Annotated in this window: 14 protein-coding genes; 5 read left to right on the plus strand and 9 right to left on the minus strand. The window is 57.6% G+C overall.

Features of this window, described 5'->3' with window-relative positions; translation table 11 throughout:
* Positions 1-59: 59 nt before the first annotated feature.
* The gene (locus tag ACUTQW_RS14070) at positions 60-674 is read right to left on the minus strand and encodes a LysE family translocator (RefSeq protein ID WP_006323560.1); all 615 of its coding nucleotides are present in this window, start codon (positions 672-674) and stop codon (positions 60-62) included.
* Between the two features lie 130 nt (positions 675-804).
* Here ACUTQW_RS14070 and ACUTQW_RS14075 point away from each other — a divergent pair, with 130 nt between their 5' ends.
* The 4 genes from ACUTQW_RS14075 to ACUTQW_RS14090 all read left to right on the plus strand — a co-directional run bounded on the left by ACUTQW_RS14075 (position 805) and on the right by ACUTQW_RS14090 (position 4760).
* Positions 805-1605 carry a threonine/serine exporter family protein gene (locus ACUTQW_RS14075; RefSeq protein WP_004950061.1) on the plus strand — a complete coding sequence of 267 codons (801 nt, stop codon included), beginning with the start codon at positions 805-807 and terminating at the stop codon, positions 1603-1605.
* Positions 1602-2066 (plus strand): threonine/serine exporter, encoded by a 465-nt coding sequence (locus ACUTQW_RS14080; RefSeq protein WP_004950063.1) that lies wholly within the window; start codon positions 1602-1604, stop codon positions 2064-2066. The genes ACUTQW_RS14075 and ACUTQW_RS14080 overlap by 4 nt, the downstream gene beginning before the upstream one ends.
* A 142-nt stretch (positions 2067-2208) precedes the next feature.
* A complete protein-coding gene (folA, locus tag ACUTQW_RS14085) occupies positions 2209-2691 on the plus strand; it encodes a type 3 dihydrofolate reductase (RefSeq protein WP_004950065.1) in 483 nt (160 codons plus the stop codon).
* 179 nt (positions 2692-2870) lie between these two features.
* Entirely contained in the window at positions 2871-4760 is a 1890-nt protein-coding gene (locus ACUTQW_RS14090) for a PhoX family protein (RefSeq protein ID WP_006323562.1), read from the plus strand.
* Between the two features lie 46 nt (positions 4761-4806).
* On the opposite strand, the gene apaH is transcribed toward ACUTQW_RS14090, so the two are convergent.
* The 6 genes from apaH to lptD all read right to left on the minus strand — a co-directional run bounded on the left by apaH (position 4807) and on the right by lptD (position 11568).
* Positions 4807-5658 carry a bis(5'-nucleosyl)-tetraphosphatase (symmetrical) ApaH gene (apaH, locus tag ACUTQW_RS14095; RefSeq protein WP_004950070.1) on the minus strand — a complete coding sequence of 284 codons (852 nt, stop codon included), beginning with the start codon at positions 5656-5658 and terminating at the stop codon, positions 4807-4809.
* A gap of 2 nt (positions 5659-5660) precedes the next feature.
* The gene (gene apaG / locus ACUTQW_RS14100) at positions 5661-6038 is read right to left on the minus strand and encodes a Co2+/Mg2+ efflux protein ApaG (protein ID WP_004950071.1); all 378 of its coding nucleotides are present in this window, start codon (positions 6036-6038) and stop codon (positions 5661-5663) included.
* 12 nt (positions 6039-6050) lie between these two features.
* Positions 6051-6869 (minus strand): 16S rRNA (adenine(1518)-N(6)/adenine(1519)-N(6))-dimethyltransferase RsmA, encoded by an 819-nt coding sequence (rsmA, locus tag ACUTQW_RS14105; RefSeq protein WP_445654880.1) that lies wholly within the window; start codon positions 6867-6869, stop codon positions 6051-6053.
* A complete protein-coding gene (pdxA, locus tag ACUTQW_RS14110; RefSeq protein WP_037430224.1) occupies positions 6862-7854 on the minus strand; it encodes a 4-hydroxythreonine-4-phosphate dehydrogenase PdxA in 993 nt (330 codons plus the stop codon). Before pdxA ends, rsmA begins: the two co-directional genes overlap by 8 nt.
* Positions 7841-9139: a peptidylprolyl isomerase SurA gene (gene surA / locus ACUTQW_RS14115; RefSeq protein ID WP_006323564.1), complete on the minus strand. Its 1299-nt coding sequence runs from the start codon at positions 9137-9139 to the stop codon at positions 7841-7843. The genes pdxA and surA overlap by 14 nt, the downstream gene beginning before the upstream one ends.
* A gap of 65 nt (positions 9140-9204) precedes the next feature.
* Positions 9205-11568, minus strand: a complete 2364-nt coding sequence (lptD, locus tag ACUTQW_RS14120) for an LPS assembly protein LptD (RefSeq protein WP_006323565.1) — start codon at positions 11566-11568, stop codon at positions 9205-9207.
* Between the two features lie 228 nt (positions 11569-11796).
* Here lptD and djlA point away from each other — a divergent pair, with 228 nt between their 5' ends.
* Positions 11797-12603 carry a co-chaperone DjlA gene (gene djlA / locus ACUTQW_RS14125; protein WP_004950081.1) on the plus strand — a complete coding sequence of 269 codons (807 nt, stop codon included), beginning with the start codon at positions 11797-11799 and terminating at the stop codon, positions 12601-12603.
* Positions 12604-12784: 181 nt separating this feature from the next.
* Here the strand turns inward: djlA and rluA are convergent, their stop codons facing one another.
* Positions 12785-13435 carry a bifunctional tRNA pseudouridine(32) synthase/23S rRNA pseudouridine(746) synthase RluA gene (rluA, locus tag ACUTQW_RS14130; RefSeq protein ID WP_020438425.1) on the minus strand — a complete coding sequence of 217 codons (651 nt, stop codon included), beginning with the start codon at positions 13433-13435 and terminating at the stop codon, positions 12785-12787.
* A gap of 54 nt (positions 13436-13489) precedes the next feature.
* Complete coding sequence (rapA, locus tag ACUTQW_RS14135; protein WP_062791255.1) at positions 13490-16396, minus strand: RNA polymerase-associated protein RapA; 2907 nt, start codon at positions 16394-16396, stop codon at positions 13490-13492.
* Positions 16397-16544 lie beyond the last annotated feature (148 nt).

Below are 16544 nucleotides of genomic sequence, written 5' to 3' on the forward strand. Positions count from 1 at the left end.
AGTGACCGGGGTAAATGTACGCAGCCAACAACGCTGCGGCGGCAGGTATGACGGGTAAATCAGCTCAGCGCAACCTTGATGCCCAGAGCAATCAGCATGCCGCCCAACAGCTTATCGACCACCTTCTGCGTTTTTTCCAATCCGCGACGTACCGGCCCGCTTTGGAACAAGAACACCAGTAGTGGCCACCAGACGGCGGACAGGCCCAGGATAATCCCCGCATACCACAGTTTTTCGCTCAACCCGGAGTCGATCTGCAACACCTGAGTGAAGACCGCCAGGAAGAACAACGTGGCTTTGGGATTGAGCAGATTGCACAGATAGCCTTGTACAAAAGCGCTTTTCAGGCTCACCTGCTGCTGCGGCAGGTGGCTGACGTTCATCTTGCTGCCCCCGCGCGACAGCAGCGCCTGGATGCCCACCCAGATCAGGTAGACCGCACCGGCATATTTCAGCACGTTGAACAGCCACGGCGTCGTGGTGATCACCACCGCCAACCCGGCAACGCAGTAAGACATGTGGGTCGCGACGCCGCAGATCACCCCGAGGGCGGTCATCATGGCTGCGGGGCGCGGATAGCGAGCGGCATTCTTGATCACCAGGAAAAAGTCCGGGCCGGGCGACAGCATGCCCAGGGCGACAATACCGGCGACGAACAGCGAAGTTTCAAGCATGGTTTCGAGTCTCTGCACAAAAGGCGTAATTGCGCTGATAATAACGCTGCTTCTCCTGATTAGCATCAACCCATTGGGACCCCGTTAGGCAATATGATGAACTTTTATTCAGGGCACACCACGGGACATTATGAATCAAACCACAACGACCGATATGCCGGAGCCGCACCGGCAACAGCGTGAAATCACCCGCCTGTGCATTCAATGCGCCTTGCTGCTGTTGCAGCATGGCGCTGAAAGCATGGTGGTGGAACAGTTATCGACCCGGCTGGGCATAGCGCTGGGCATGGACAGCGTGGAAAGCTCCATCTCGGCCAACGCGGTGGTGCTGACGACCATCAGCCATGGCGAATGCCTGACCACCACGCGCAAGAACATCGATCGGGGCATCAATATGCAGATGGTGACCGAGGTACAGCATATCGTCATTCTGGCGGAGCACCGGCTGGCGGATGCGCGCGATGTTGCCCGGCGTTTCGAGAAAATTCGCCCGCTGCGCTACCCGCGTTGGCTGGTGGTGGTGATGGTGGGGCTGTCGTGTGGCTGTTTCAGCATGCTCAACGGCGGCGGCGGGGATGCGTTCATGGTCACCTTTATCGCCAGCGGCGTGGCGATGCTGGTACGCCAGATGCTCACTGCCCGCCATATGAATCCGCTGATCAACTTTTGTCTGACGGCGTTTGTCGCTACTTCGGTTTCCGGCCTGTTGCTGCGGTTACCCGTGTTCAGCGACACCTCCAGCGTAGCGATGGCCGCCAGCGTGCTGCTGCTGGTGCCGGGATTCCCGCTGATCAACGCGGTGGCGGACATGTTTAAAGGCCATGTGAATACCGGATTGGCGCGCTGGGCTATGGCCAGTCTGCTGACGTTGGCTACCTGTATCGGCGTGGTGATGGCGATGTCGCTGTGGGATTTGCGGGGGTGGTCATGAGTCTGTTGTGGGCCTTATTGCTGGAAATGCTGCTGGCGGCGGTGCCGGCGCTGGGTTTTGCCATGGTGTTCAACGTGCCGCTGCGCGCGCTGCGCTATTGCGCCCTGCTTGGCGCAGTGGGCCGGGGTTCGCGCATGTTGATGATACACGCCGGCATGAATATCGAGTGGGCGTCGCTGCTGGCGGCGATTTTGATCGGCATCATCGGCATCTATTGGTCGCGCTGGTTGTTGGCGCACCCGAAGGTCTTTACCGTAGCGGCGGTGATCCCGATGTTCCCCGGCATTTCCGCCTATACCGCGATGATCACGGTGGTGGAGATTTCGCATCTGGGCTATAGCGAAGCCTTGATGGAAACCATGGTCACCAATTTTCTCAAGGCCAGTTTCATCGTCGGCGCGCTATCGATAGGGCTGTCATTGCCGGGGTTGTGGCTGTATCGAAAACGTCCAGGGGTATGAAACCCGGCAGCCGTAAACGCTGGTTATTAGATATACTGATAAGAGCTATCTTATATATTCATCTTGCTTGATTAGCCTATCGACGACGGATAGGCCTTTACGTATAGTGTGAGCAATTTTGCTGCCTACACAGGGTTTAACAATGATTATCAGCCTGATCGCTGCCTTGGCGGCGGATCGCGTTATTGGTATGGAAAACGCCATGCCGTGGCATTTGCCGGCGGACTTAGCGTGGTTTAAACGTAACACGCTGAATAAACCGGTCATTATGGGCCGTAAAACGTTCGAGTCCATTGGTCGCCCGCTGCCGGGCCGCCATAACATCGTTTTAAGCAGCCGTCCCGGCAGTGAAACCGGGGTGACCTGGGCTACGTCTTTGGACGAGGCGCTGGCTGCGGCCGGTGATGTGGAAGAAGTCATGGTCATGGGCGGTGGGCATATCTATACCCAGTTCCTGGCGCGTGCTGACCGTATGTATCTGACGCATATCGACGCCGAAGTCGGTGGCGACACCCATTTCCCGGACTATGAGCCGGACGAATGGGAAACTTCGTTCAGCGAATTCCACGATGCTGACGAGCTGAACTCTCACAGCTACTGCTTTGAGATTTTAGAACGCCGTTGATTTTCGGGCGTTAGCCACCTCCTCCCAAAGGGCACAAGAAATTGTGCCCTTTGTCGTTTTTGCGCCGCTCAGTTGTAACATTTTCGTCACACTTCCTGATTAGTATGAAGCTCAACTTCGAGCGCCCGGCAACTCTGGTGAATCTTGATCGCGGCGCCATTTAAAAAGGAAGCAGACACATGACGAGCAAAATTGAGCAATTAGACGCCGACCGCCTGACCGATCCCACCCGTCGTAAACTGCTGCTCGGCAGCGCAGGCGCTGTTGGCCTGGCGGGATTCCTTGGCGGCGGCATCTGGACGGTTTCCGCCGAGGCGCTGGCCGAGGATTTGCCGCCGAACAAGCTGTTGGGCTTTAAAGGCATTACAGCCTCCACCGCCGACGAAGTGTTGATTGCGCCGGGGTATCGCGCCGAGGTGTTGATCTCCTGGGGGGAGCCGCTGGTGGAGGGCGCCGCCGCATTTGATGCCCAGGGCAACAACAGCGCCGCCGATCAGGAAAAGCAGTTTGGCGACAACAATGACGGCATGAGCTTCTTCCCGATTGATGACAATCACGGCGTGATGGCCATCAACAACGAATACGTGAATGAGCAGTACCTGTTCGCCCACGGCGGCAGCAAGGCCACCAGCCTGGAGGACGTACGTAAATCCCAGGCGGCGCATGGCGTTTCCATTGTGGCGGTGAAGCGCGCCGGCGATAGCCAACGCTGGGAGGTGGAGCGCCCTTCGCGCTACAACCGCCGTATCACCGCCAACACCGAAATGCAGTTCAGCGGCCCGGCCGCCGGCCATCCGCTGCTGCAAACTGCGGCCGATCCCACCGGGCGCAAAGTATTGGGTACTTTCGGCAACTGCGCTAACGGCAAAACGCCCTGGGGCACCTACCTGACCTGCGAAGAGAATTTCGATACCTATTTCGGCACCCATCAGGCCGACTATCAAACTACGGCAGAACAGAAGCGCTATACGCTGAAGGTCAGCGAACCTGAGCGCAACTGGCCGGACTATGATGAGCGCTTTGACGTGGCGAAGAACCCGAACGAATTCAACCGCCACGGCTGGATCGTTGAAATCGACCCGATGAACCCTACGTCAACGCCAATCAAACACACTGCGCTGGGCCGCTTCAAGCATGAAAATGCCGCGGTGACCGTCGCTAAAGATGGGCGTCTGGTGGTCTATATGGGTGACGACGAGCGTGGCGAGCATATCTACAAGTACGTCTCTAAAGGCTTGGTAGACATCGCCAATCCGGCCAATAACCGCAGCTTGCTGGATGATGGCACGCTGTATGTGGCGCAGTTTGACGGTGACGCCGGCGGTACGCCGCTGAAAGGGACTGGGCGCTGGATTGCGCTGGAATTCGGCAAAAATGGCCTGACGCCGGAAAACGGCTTCCGTGATGAGGCGGAAGTGTTGATCTTCGCGCGCAAGGCAGCGGCGCAGGTGGGGGCAACCAAAATGGATCGCCCTGAATGGATCGCCGTGAACCCGCATGACGGGCGCGCTTATTGCACGCTGACCAATAACAGCAAGCGCGGCGAAGAAGGCATGCCGCTGAACGCCGCCAATCCGCGACCGAACAATGTTTACGGCCAGATTATCCGCTGGGATGAGGGCGGCGACGCCACCGCAGCCGCTTTTACCTGGGATATTTATGCGCTGTGCGGCAACCCGATCGCGCATCCGGAAGGGGTCAATCGCGGTACGCCGAACATCACCGCAGATAATACCTTTAACAGCCCGGACGGGCTGGGTTTTGATAAGGCTGGGCGCCTGTGGATCCTCACCGACGGCAAGTACAGCAACAAGGGCGATTATGCCGGGCAGGGGAATAACCAAATGCTGGTGGGGGACCCGCTGAGCGGTGAAATCCGCCGCTTTATGGTTGGGCCGAAATCGTGCGAGCTGACCGGCATCACCTTCACGCCGGATTACAAGACGATGTTCGTCAACGTGCAGCATCCGGGTGAAGAAGGCGACTCTCATTTCCCGAACAACAGCCCGCGTCCGCGTTCGTCAGTCTTGATGATTACGCGTGAGGATGGCGGGGTGATTGGCGCTTAAGCTTAAACGGAAAAGGCCGGGGCGGCGTCGAACCACCCCGGTTTTATTATGACGCTGCCAGCGTATTCGCGTTGTCGAGTATATCGCGGCGGTTCGAAGGTTGAGTGAAGTACTGTTGGTCTTCCCAGCGCAACATGGTCAGATCGCCTCCCCAGCAACAGCCGGTATCGAGGCCGACAATGCCTTCTGGCGTGCCCTTACCTTCCAGCGATGCCCAATGACCAAAGATAATGGTGTATTCAGGGTCCACTAAACGCGGCAATTCAAACCAGGGCTTCAGCGGCGCAGGGGCGGTGCCCGGCGCATCTTTGCAGATCATGTCGAGCTGGCCGTTCGGGAAACAGTAGCGCATGCGCGTCAGGGCATTGGTGCTGAAACGCAGGCGCGCCAACCCACTCAGTTCCGGGGCCCAGTTGTTCGGCATATCGCCGTACATGGCATCCAGGAACAACGGATAGCTGTCGCTGCTCAGTACCGCTTCGACTTCGCGGGCGCACAGTTGGGCGGTTTCAATATCCCACTGCGGCGTGATGCCGGCATGCGCCATCACCAGTTTGAGTTCCTCATCCACCTGCAGCACCGGCTGACGGCGCAGCCAGTTGATCAGCTCATCGGCATCCGGAGCTTCCAGCAGCGGGGTAATGCGGTCTTTGGGTTTGTTGCGGCTAATACCGGCATAGACGGCCAGCAGATGCAGATCGTGGTTGCCCAACACCATGCGTACCGCAGGACCAAGCGAACGCACGTAGCGCAACACGTCCAGCGAGCCGGGGCCGCGGGCGACAAGATCGCCGGTCAGCCACAGTCGGTCGCTTTGAGGATCGAAAGCCACCTGGGCCAATAGCGATTGAAGTTCATCAAAACAGCCATGAACGTCGCCGATAAGATATGTCGACATAGTTAGTGAATCAGCGTTGGGATAGCTAAGCGGAACACGGGAATGGCAGTGCGGAATGGCTGACCCTGATGATCAACCATCTCGTAATGGCCTTCCATGGTACCCAACGGCGTTTCAAGAACCGCGCCGCTGGTGTATTGGAATTCACCGCCGGGCTGGATGAGCGGCTGTTCGCCGACCACGCCTTCGCCCTGAACTTCGGTTTGGCGGCCATTGGCGTTGGTGATTAGCCAATACCGGCCCAGCAGTTGCACGTTGAAACGCCCCAGGTTGCGGATGGTGATGGTATAAGCGAAGACGTAACGTTCTTCTTCAGGTATCGACTGTGATTCCACGTAGATACTTTGTACCTGAATACATACACGGGGCGAATCAATCATGACCACTACTCCTTATTGCTGCGGCGTGGGGTTGGCTGAAAGCCAGTTAGCCAGCTTACAGTATTGCGCCACAGAAATATTCTCTGCTCTTAACGTCGGATCGACACCTAATTCCGTCAACTGCTTTGGGGTGAACAGATCGCCCAGGCTGTTGCGAACGGTTTTCCGGCGTTGGTTGAATGCCTGAGTGGTAATGCGGCTAAGCATACGCACATCACCCACCGGGTTTGGGTTCACCTGGTGCGGCACCAGACGTACCACAGCGGAATCCACTTTCGGCGCCGGCGTGAACGAGGTGGGCGGCACTTCCAGCACCGGAATCACGTTGCAGTAGTACTGCGCCATCACCGTCAAACGCCCGTAGGCTTTGCTGTTCGGGCCTGCAACCAGGCGGTTGACCACCTCTTTTTGCAACATAAAGTGCATGTCGCGAATGGCCTGAGTATAGCTGAAAAGGTGGAACATCAGCGGCGTCGAAATGTTGTACGGCAGGTTGCCAAACACGCGCAGCGGTTGGCCGGCCTGCTCGGCCATCTCGGCGAAATTCACCGTCATGGCATCTTGCTGGTGAATGGTCAGTTTGTCTTTCAGCTGCGGGTGGTTTGCCAGGCGGGCCGCCAGATCGCGGTCCAGCTCAATCACCGTCATGCGGTCCATGCGTGCGCCTACCGGCTCGGTCAGTGCACCCAGGCCGGGGCCGATTTCAACCACCGCTTCACCCGGCATCGGGTGAATGGCGGAGACAATGCTATCGATGACAAACTGATCGGTTAAAAAGTTCTGTCCAAAGCGTTTGCGGGCAAAGTGCCCTTGGTGGACTTTATTATTCATTACAATTAATTATCATTTTAATGGCGAGATTCAAGGCCGTTTTGAAACTGCCCGCATCGGCGGTGCCGGTGCCTGCAAGTTCTAAAGCGGTACCGTGGTCGACCGAGGTACGGATAAAAGGCAAACCGAGGGTAATATTTACCGCCCGGCCGAACCCTTGGTATTTTAGCACCGGCAGACCCTGATCGTGATACATCGCCAGCACAGCATCGGCATGTTGCAGATACTTGGGCTGGAACAGGGTGTCCGCCGGTAGCGGGCCGATAAGATGAATACCTTCAGCCCGCAGCGCATCGAGCGCCGGGATGATGGTATCAATCTCTTCGCGCCCCATGTGGCCGCCTTCCCCGGCGTGCGGGTTCAGCCCGCAGACATAAATCTGCGGCTGGGCGATGCCAAATTTGGTTTTCAGATCCTGGTCGAGAATGCGGATGACTTCAAACAGGCTTTGACGAGTGATGGCACCCGGCACTGCCAATAACGGCAGGTGAGTGGTCGCCAGCGCTACGCGCAGTTCTTCGGTTGCCAGCATCATCACTACGCGTTCGCAACCGCTGCGATCGGCAAAGAATTCGGTATGGCCGATAAAGGGCACGCCGGCGTCGTTGATCACGCCTTTGTTCACCGGGCCGGTAATCAGCGCGGCGAACTCGCCGTTCAGGCAGCCATCGCAGGCGCGTGCCAGGGTGTCCACCACATAGGCGCTGTTGCCCACGTTCAGCTCGCCCGCGACCACCGGCTGGGCGGTTGCCACCGGCAGCACCGTTAACGTACCTGCACGCTGTGGTTGGGCGGGTTGGCCCGCCTGATAGTCGCGAAGCTGCAACGGCAGATTCAACTGCCGGGCGCGCTCAAGCAACAAGGCCGGATCCGCGCATACCACCAGTTCAACAGGCCAATCCTGTTGCGCCAGCGCTGCCACTAAATCCGGCCCAACCCCGGCAGGCTCGCCGGGGGTGATGACTATGCGATTATTGTTGTGCATTACCGTCGAGGATCTTCACGTAAGCCTGTGCACGTTGTTCCTGCATCCAGGTCTGCGCTTCTTCAGCAAACTTGCGGTTGAACAGCATGCGGTAAGCGCGATCTTTCTGCGCGGCGTCGGTTTTGTCCACCTGGCGGGTATCCAGCAACTGAATCAGGTGCCAACCGAAGGAGGAGTGCACAGGTTTGCTGACTTCGCCTTTGCTTAGCTTCATCAACGCATCGCGGAAGGCCGGATCGTAAATGTCCGGAGAAGCCCAGCCCAGATCGCCGCCCTGCAACGCAGAACCCGGATCCTGAGACAGCTGTTTGGCTTCGTCAGCAAACTTGGCGTTACCGCTCTTGATGGCTTCGGCTACTGCCTGAAGTTTGGCGCGAGCCTGATCGTCGGTCAGCACCACAGAAGGTTTCAGCAGAATATGGCGTGCATGAACCTCGGTGACGGACACGGACTGGTTGGCACCGCGGATATCATTCACTTTCAGAATGTGGAAACCGACACCGGAGCGGATCGGGCCGACCACGTCGCCTTTTTTGGCGCTAGCCAGTCTTTCGGCAAACAGGGTAGGGATTTCCTGCAGCTTGCCCCAGCCCATGTTGCCTCCTTTCAGCGCCTGTGAGTCGGCAGAATAAGAGATCGCCAGTTTGCCGAAATCGGCGCCGCCGTTGATTTCACCCATCAGCTTTTTGGCCAGGGCTTCCGCTTCGTCAACCTGCTGCTGCGACGGGTTTTCCGGCAACGGGATCAGGATATGGCTGATGTTCATCTCGGTATCGCTGCCGTTCTGGGCGCCAACCTGTTTTGCCAGTGCGTCGACTTCCTGAGGCAGGATAGTGACGCGACGGCGCACTTCGTTGTTGCGCACTTCAGAAATCAGCATTTCCTTGCGGATCTGGGAACGATAGGTGTTGTAGTTCAGCCCTTCGTACGCCAGGCGGCTGCGCATCTGATCGATGCTCATTTTGTTCTGTGCGGCGATATTGCCGATGGCTTTGTCCAGATCGGCATCGGAAACGGCGATCCCCATTTTCTTGGCCATCTGCAGCTGGATGTTATCCATAATCAGACGTTCGAGGATCTGGTGACGCAGCGTAGCGTCATCCGGCAATTGCTGGCCGGCCTGTTGCGCATTGAGCTTCACCGACTGCAACAGACTGCTAACGTCGCTCTCAAGCACTACGCCGTTATCCACGACGGCGGCGACTTTATCCACTTCTTGGGGTGCTGCGAACGCGGTATTGGCGCAAACCACCAATCCGAGAATAAGCGTTCTCCAGTTCTTCATACATTTCCCATTCTGTAATCCGCAAATGCGGGTGAAAGTTGTCGTTTTCAAAGTGTTACAAAGTATCAAAACGCACGCTGGTAAGGCAGAATGCCGGAACGCAGCATTTCCGCGGAGCCCAGGCTGTGATCGCTGCTCAGGCCACGCAGTTCGATATTGAATGAAACTTTGTTGTCATAAACGCTGCTTTGGTTGCTGTTGTTCCAGTCGGTGATCTTGCGTTCATAGCCCAGAGTCACCGCCCAGCAGCAGGTGTTGTACTTCAGACCGAGCAACTGATCGGCGGACTGTTGCGCGCGGGTGTCGTAGTAATAAGCGCCCACGATTGACCAGCGATCGACAATCGGCCAACTGCCGGTTACGCCCACTTGAGAGATCCCGTCCTGATAAGCTGGAACCTGCCTGGTGTTCAGCGCCGTCTGGATATATTCCGGCGTTGCGTAGCGGTAGTTCAACTGCAGAACGCGTTCTGCGTCCTGGCGGTACTCCAGCACGCCGTTGCCCAATGAGATGCTGTTCAGGCGCGTATCATACTGCAGCCCGCCACGCAGTCCCCAACGATCGTCAATCTTCCAATAGGTATCGCCAGCCCAAGCCAGGCTGCCGGTATTATCGTTGTTGTCGTAGTTCGTCGTCTGGTCGCCGGTACGCGAACGGCTGAAGTAGTAGATTTGACCCACGGAAGCGTTAAAACGTTCAACCAGCGCGTCATCATAAATTCGCGTGGTTAAACCGGTGGAGACACGGTTCTGCGAGGCGATGCGATCCAGGCCGCTGTATGCGCGGTCGCGGAACAGGCCGGAGTAGTCGGTCTGCAGCAGCGTGGTGTCGTAGGTGTAGATGTTGCTTTGGTCGCGATAAGGCACGTACAGGTACTGGAAGCGCGGTTCGAGGGTCTGGGTAGCGCCTTCTGTCCAGATCATCGGGCGTTCGAACACCAGCTTGCCGTCGACCTTGAACTGCGGTAGCACACGGTTGACCGAGTCTTGCAGGTCTGGCGCGTCGTTGCCGGTACGGCTCTTGTAGTTGTTGGCAAAGCCGTCAGGAATATCCTGCTGATAATGGGTGGCCAGCAGTTTGGCTTCGGTGTTCAGGCTGGCCCAACCGTTGGTCAACGGCAGATTGAGCGTCGGCTCCAGGTGCAAACGGGTCGCATCCGGGCTGTAGGGGTTAACGCTGGTGAACTTGGCCGCCTGGCCGTAAATGCGTAAATCGAACGGACCGAGATCGTTTTTATAGTAGTTCAGATCCAGCTGCGGCTGAACCTTGTACGAATCCGATTGGCTGCGGTCGGTGTCGTCATAGATCTGGAACTGCTTGGAGCTTAAGGTGGCATCCCAGTTGTCGATGGCATAGCCGACGCTGAATTTCTGCGTTGCGTAACCGTCGGTGGTTGAGCCGTATTTCGAGTCCAGATCGGTAAAGTATTTGGAGTCGCTGACTTTGGTGTAGTCGACGTTGAAACGCCACACCTGATCCATCACGCCGTTGTGTTTCCAGAAGAACAACCAACGGGTGCTGTCGTCAGGGTTATCCTTGCTGTATTCCTTGTCGTCCGGCAACCAGTCGAACTCCATCAGGCCCAGGCCGGGTTGCACCAGATAGCGGAATTCGTTCTGCCACTGCAGGCCACGTTTGGACATGTAGTGCGGTGTGATGGTGGCGTCGAAGTTAGGCGCGATATTCCAGTAATACGGCAACATGAACTCAAAGCCATTGCTGCTGCCGTATTTTGCATTCGGGATCAGGAAACCGGAACGGCGTTTATCGCCGACCGGCAATTGCAGGTACGGGCTGTAAAACACCGGTACGCCACCGATTTTGAAGCGGGCGTTCCAGACTTCGGCCACCTGCTCTTCGCGGTCGTGGATCACTTCTGAACCGACGACGCTCCAGCTGTTGTCGCCAGGCAAACAAGAGGTAAAGGTACCGTTTTCCAGAATGGTGTAACGGTTGGCGCCGCGCATCTTCATTTTATCGGCGTCGCCACGCCCCTGACGGCCTACCATTTGGTAGTCGCCTTCATAGACGTCGGTATCTTTGTTGTTCAGATTTGACCAGGCTTTCGGGCCTTTCAGCTTGATCTGATTGTCGCTGTAGTGCACGTCGCCGGTCGCAGTCACGGTGCGCACCGGTTCGGCCTGCCCCGGAGTTTGCGTCTGGTTCAGTTCCACTTGCTTGGCGGTCAGGGTGCTGTTGCCTTGTTCAATATTCACGTTGCCGGTGAACAGGGCGCTTTTCGGATAGTCTGCTTTAGAGTCATCCGCATTGATAGTGACAGGCAGGCTGTTCGGATCGCCGCTGACCAGCGGTTTGTCATAAACAGGGACGCCAAGCATGCATTGCTCGGCCAGATCAGCCAGCGCGTGCTGACTGTAGAGTGCCGTCCAAATCATTGTGGCCAGCAGTGTTGGGAAACTTTTTTTCATACGCGGTTTTGGTGTTCCGTCATCAGAGGCGTCATGTCCGGCAAACGGTCAGAGACTATATCACTCATCTGCGTTGCGCTAGTGTTAAATCCTGCCGTTTACTTGCGTCGTCGTTAGGCGCAAAGATAAATGACAGGTATGATAATCCAAATCCTGGGAAAAATCGCCTTAACCCTTATCTAAGACACAAGGGAGCCGGCGGCTTTCGGCATGATAATTGAGGAGTATATGCAGTATTGGGGAAAACTGCTCGGGGTCATCGTTGCCATTTGGTCTGGCGCGGGATTCTGGGGTGTAGTTTTGGGGCTGATTGTCGGTCATATGATCGACACTGCGCGCAGCAACAAGCGCAGCCGGGGCTTTTTCGCCGATCAGCAAACGCGGCAAACGCTGTTTTTCCGCACCACTTTTCAGGTGATGGGTCACCTGACCAAATCAAAAGGGCGCGTTACCGAGGCGGATATTCAGATCGCCAGCCTGTTCATGGATCGTCTGCAACTGCACGGGGAAGCCCGTACGGCGGCGCAGCAGGCGTTTCGCGAAGGCAAACAGAGCCAGTTCCCGCTGAGAGAGACGCTGCAGCAGTTCCGCAGTATCTGTTTCGGGCGTTTTGACCTGATTCGGATGTTTCTGGAAATTCAAATCCAGGCGGCGTTTGCCGACGGCTCGCTGCATCCGAACGAACGTCAGGTGCTGTATGTGATCGCTGAAGAACTGGGCATTTCACGCGCGCAGTTCGATCAGTTCCTCAGCATGATGGAAGGCGGGCGCCAGTTTGGCGGCGGGCAGCAGGGCGGCTATCAGCAAGCGCAACGCGGACCGACGCTGGAGGATGCCTGCAAAGTGCTGGGCGTCAGCAGCAGTGACGATGCCACCACCATCAAGCGCGCCTACCGCAAGCTGATGAGCGAACACCATCCGGATAAACTGGTAGCGAAAGGTTTACCGCCGGAAATGATGGAAATGGCCAAGCAGAAAGCGCAGGAGATTCAGGCGGCGTATGACCTGATCAAGCGCGAGAAAGGCTTCAAATAACTATACCCGTCATACTTGACGTTGCCTCTTTGTTGGCTGCGCCTGTTCACCCCGGTCACATAGTTGACTATGCTCCCGGGGATTTTCAGGCTTGCCGCCTCGATGCAACGCCAATTATTTAGAGTATAGAACCGTCATACTACGTAGGGGCTCAGCAGGCTGGGCCCGTTTTAAATGCGATTCAGAAATCCGGTTCGGCGCGGAAATGCATCGGCGTCAGGAATGCCGGGTGGGTGATGCGCAGTTCCTGCGCATGCAGTTGCAATCGCGGCGCCATTGCCTTGGCTGCGGGATGCGCATAGAACCCATCGCCGAGGATCGGGTGGCCCAGCGCCAGCATATGCACTCGCAACTGGTGAGAGCGGCCGGTGATCGGCGTCAGTTTTACCCGCGTACTGCCATCGGCATCGCGCGACAACACCAGATACTCGGTTTGCGCCGCTTTGCCGGTTTCGAAACACACCTTCTGCAGCGGCCGGTTCGGCCAGTCGCAAATCAGCGGTAAATCCACCAGCCCTTCATCGTGCTCCAGATGGCCCCACACGCGGGCGATATAGGATTTCTTCGGCTCGCGCTCGCGGAACTGACGCTTGAGTTCACGCTCTGCGGCCTTGTTCAGCGCCACCACAATCACTCCGCTGGTCGCCATGTCCAGGCGATGTACCGATTCGGCCGCCGGAAAGTCCGCCTGAATACGCGTCATCAGGCTGTCTTTGTTTTCCGGCGCGCGGCCGGGCACCGACAGCAGGCCGCTGGCCTTGTTGACCACGATAATGTGCTCATCCTGATACAGAATATGCATCGGGTCCTGAGGGGGATTGTAGGGTTCCATCTTGGCTCCGCTGAAAGTGACCGTACGGGGAACCGGAGTTCCCCGTGCCGCAGGTTACTGGTGAGTGACCACCACCAGACGGATAGCGTCCAGACGCCATCCCGCTTCATTCAGGTTGACCAGTACCTGTTTACGGTTGAACTCCAGCGCTTCCACTTCGTCATCACGGATGTTCGGGTTAACCGCTTTCAGCGCTTCCAGACGCGCCAGTTCGGTGCTCAGCTTGTCGTCCGCTTCCTGCTTCGCCTGTTCAATCAGCGCGCGCGCCTGGTCTTCAACCAGGCTTTCCGCCTGTTGCAGCATGGCGTGTACGTCCTGCTGTACGGCGTTGACCAACTTGCTGGAAGTATGGCGGTTGACCGCGTTCAACTGACGGTTGAAGCTTTCGAATTCGACCTGCGCCGCCAGGTTGGTGCCTTTGCGGTCCATCAGCATGCGGATCGGCGTCGGTGGCAGGAAGCGGGTCAGTTGCAGGTGTTTCGGCGCCTGCGCCTCCACCACGTACACCAGTTCGACCAGCAAGGTGCCGACCGGCAGCGCCTTGTTTTTCAACAGGGACACCGCACAGCTGCCGGTATCGCCGGACAGGATCAGGTCCAGGCCGTTACGGATGATCGGGTGTTCCCAACTGACGAACTGCGCGTCTTCACGCGACAGCGCCTGTTCGCGATCGAAGGTGACGGTGCAGCCGTCTTGCGGCAGGCCAGGGAAGTCCGGCACCAGCATGTGATCGGACGGCGTCAGCACAATCAGGTTGTCGCTGCGATCGTCCTGGTTGATGCCGACGATGTCGAACAGGTTAAGCGCAAAGCCCACCAGATTGACGTCGTTGTCCTGATTGGCGATGGCCTCCGCCAGTGCCTGAGCTTTCTCGCCGCCGTTGGAGTGCATTTCCAGCAGGCGATCGCGGCCCTGCTCCAGTTGCGCTTTGAGGTGATCGTGCTGTTGGCGGCAGGCGTGAATGAATTCGTCCAGCCCTTCATGCTCGGTCGGCGCAGCCAGGAAGCCGATCAACTGCTCGTAGCCGCTGTCATAAATGGTGCGGCCGGTCGGGCAGGTGTGCTCAAAGGCATCCAGCCCTTCATGGAACCAACGCACCAGCACCGCCTGAGCGGTGTTTTCCAGGTACGGCACCATGATTTCAATTTCATGCATCTGGCCGATACGGTCCAGACGGCCGATACGCTGCTCCAGCAGATCCGGGTTGAACGGCAGATCAAACATCACCAGGTGGCTGGCGAACTGGAAGTTGCGGCCTTCGGAACCGATCTCCGAGCACAGCAACACCTGGGCGCCGTCTTCTTCTGAGGCGAAGTAGGCGGCGGCGCGGTCACGTTCGATAATCGACAGCCCTTCGTGGAACACCGCAGCGCGGATCGCTTCACGCTCACGCAGCACCTGTTCCAGTTGCAGCGCGGTGTCGGCCTTGGCGCAGATCACCAGCACTTTCTTATCGCGGTTGGCCACCAGGTAGTCCAGCAGCCACTCCACGCGCGGATCAAAGTTCCACCAGGTGGCGTTCTCGCCTTCGAATTCCTGGTAGATTTGCTCTGGGTACAGCATATCGCGCGCGCGCGCTTCAACCGTTTTCTTCGCCCCCATGATGCCGGACACTTTGATTGCGGTCTGGTACTGGGTCGGCAGTTGCAGCTTGATCTGGTGCAGATTGCGGTGCGGGAAGCCTTTGACGCCGTTGCGGGTGTTGCGGAACAGCACGCGGCTGGTGCCGTGGCGGTCCATCAGCATGGTGACCAGCTCCTGGCGCGCCTGCTCGGCGCCCTCGGCGTCGCTATTGGCGGCCTTCAGCAACGGTTCGATGTCCTGCTCGTCGATCAGTTCGCCCAGCATGTTCAGCTTGTCATCGGCCAGACGTTCGCCGCTCAGCAGCAGGGTAACGGCATCGGCGACCGGGCGGTATTTTTGCTGTTCGCTGACGAATTCTTGGTAATCGTGGAAACGGCTCGGATCCAGCAGGCGCAGACGGGCGAAGTGGCTTTGCTGGCCAAGCTGCTCAGGGGTTGCGGTCAGCAGCAGTACGCCGGGGATGTGTTCCGCCAACTGTTCGATGACTTGGTATTCGCGGCTTGGCGCTTCTTCGCTCCAGGCCAGGTGGTGGGCTTCATCGACCACCAGCAGATCCCACTGGGCGTCCGCCAGCTCTTCCAGGCGCTGCTTGTTGCGGCGCACGAAGTCCAGCGAGCAGATCACCAGCTGTTCGGTTTCAAACGGATTGCTGCTGTCGAGTTTGGCTTCCGAGTAACGGCTGTCGTCGAACAGCGAGAAATACAGGTTGAAGCGGCGCATCATTTCGACCAGCCACTGGTGCTGGAGCGTTTCCGGCACCACGATCAGTACGCGCTCGGCGCGGCCCGCCAGCAGTTGCTGATGGATGATCATCCCGGCTTCGATGGTTTTCCCCAGACCGACTTCATCCGCCAGCAGTACGCGCGGCGCATGGCGCTGCCCGACTTCATAAGCGATGTGCAACTGGTGGGGGATCAGGCTGGCACGCATGCCGCGCAGGCCCGCGAACGGCAGGCGATACTGCTCGCTTTGGTATTTACGTGCGCGATAACGCAGGGCGAAGCGATCCATACGGTCGATCTGGCCGGCAAACAGACGGTCCTGCGGCTTGCTGAAGGTCAGCTTGCTGTCCAACAGCACTTCGCGCATCGCCACGCCGCTTTCCTGGGTGTCCAGGCGGGTGCCGATATAGGTCAGCAGGCCGTTATCCTCTTTGACTTCTTCTACCTGCAGTTCCCATCCTTCGTGGTTACTGATGGTGTCGCCCGGATTGAACATCACGCGGGTGATTGGCGAGTCACTTCTGGCATAGAGGCGGTTTTCACCGGTGGCGGGGAAAAGCAGGGTAACCATGCGCACATCCAGCGCCACGACGGTTCCCAGACCTAATTCGCTTTCCGTATCGCTGATCCAGCGTTGACCAAGTGTAAAAGGCATATGTTGTTGGCTCGATTCTTTTTAAGTAAGTCTTGTTACCGGGCGGGAAGGGCCGCGGCACCTGTATCAAACGTTTGCTAATCCCGGTTTATTTTAATTTGACGGGCAATAGCTGTTCACGCCATGCGGGCGTCGCGAGACGGCATGG

The organism is Serratia sp. TSA_7 (assembly GCF_052692135.1).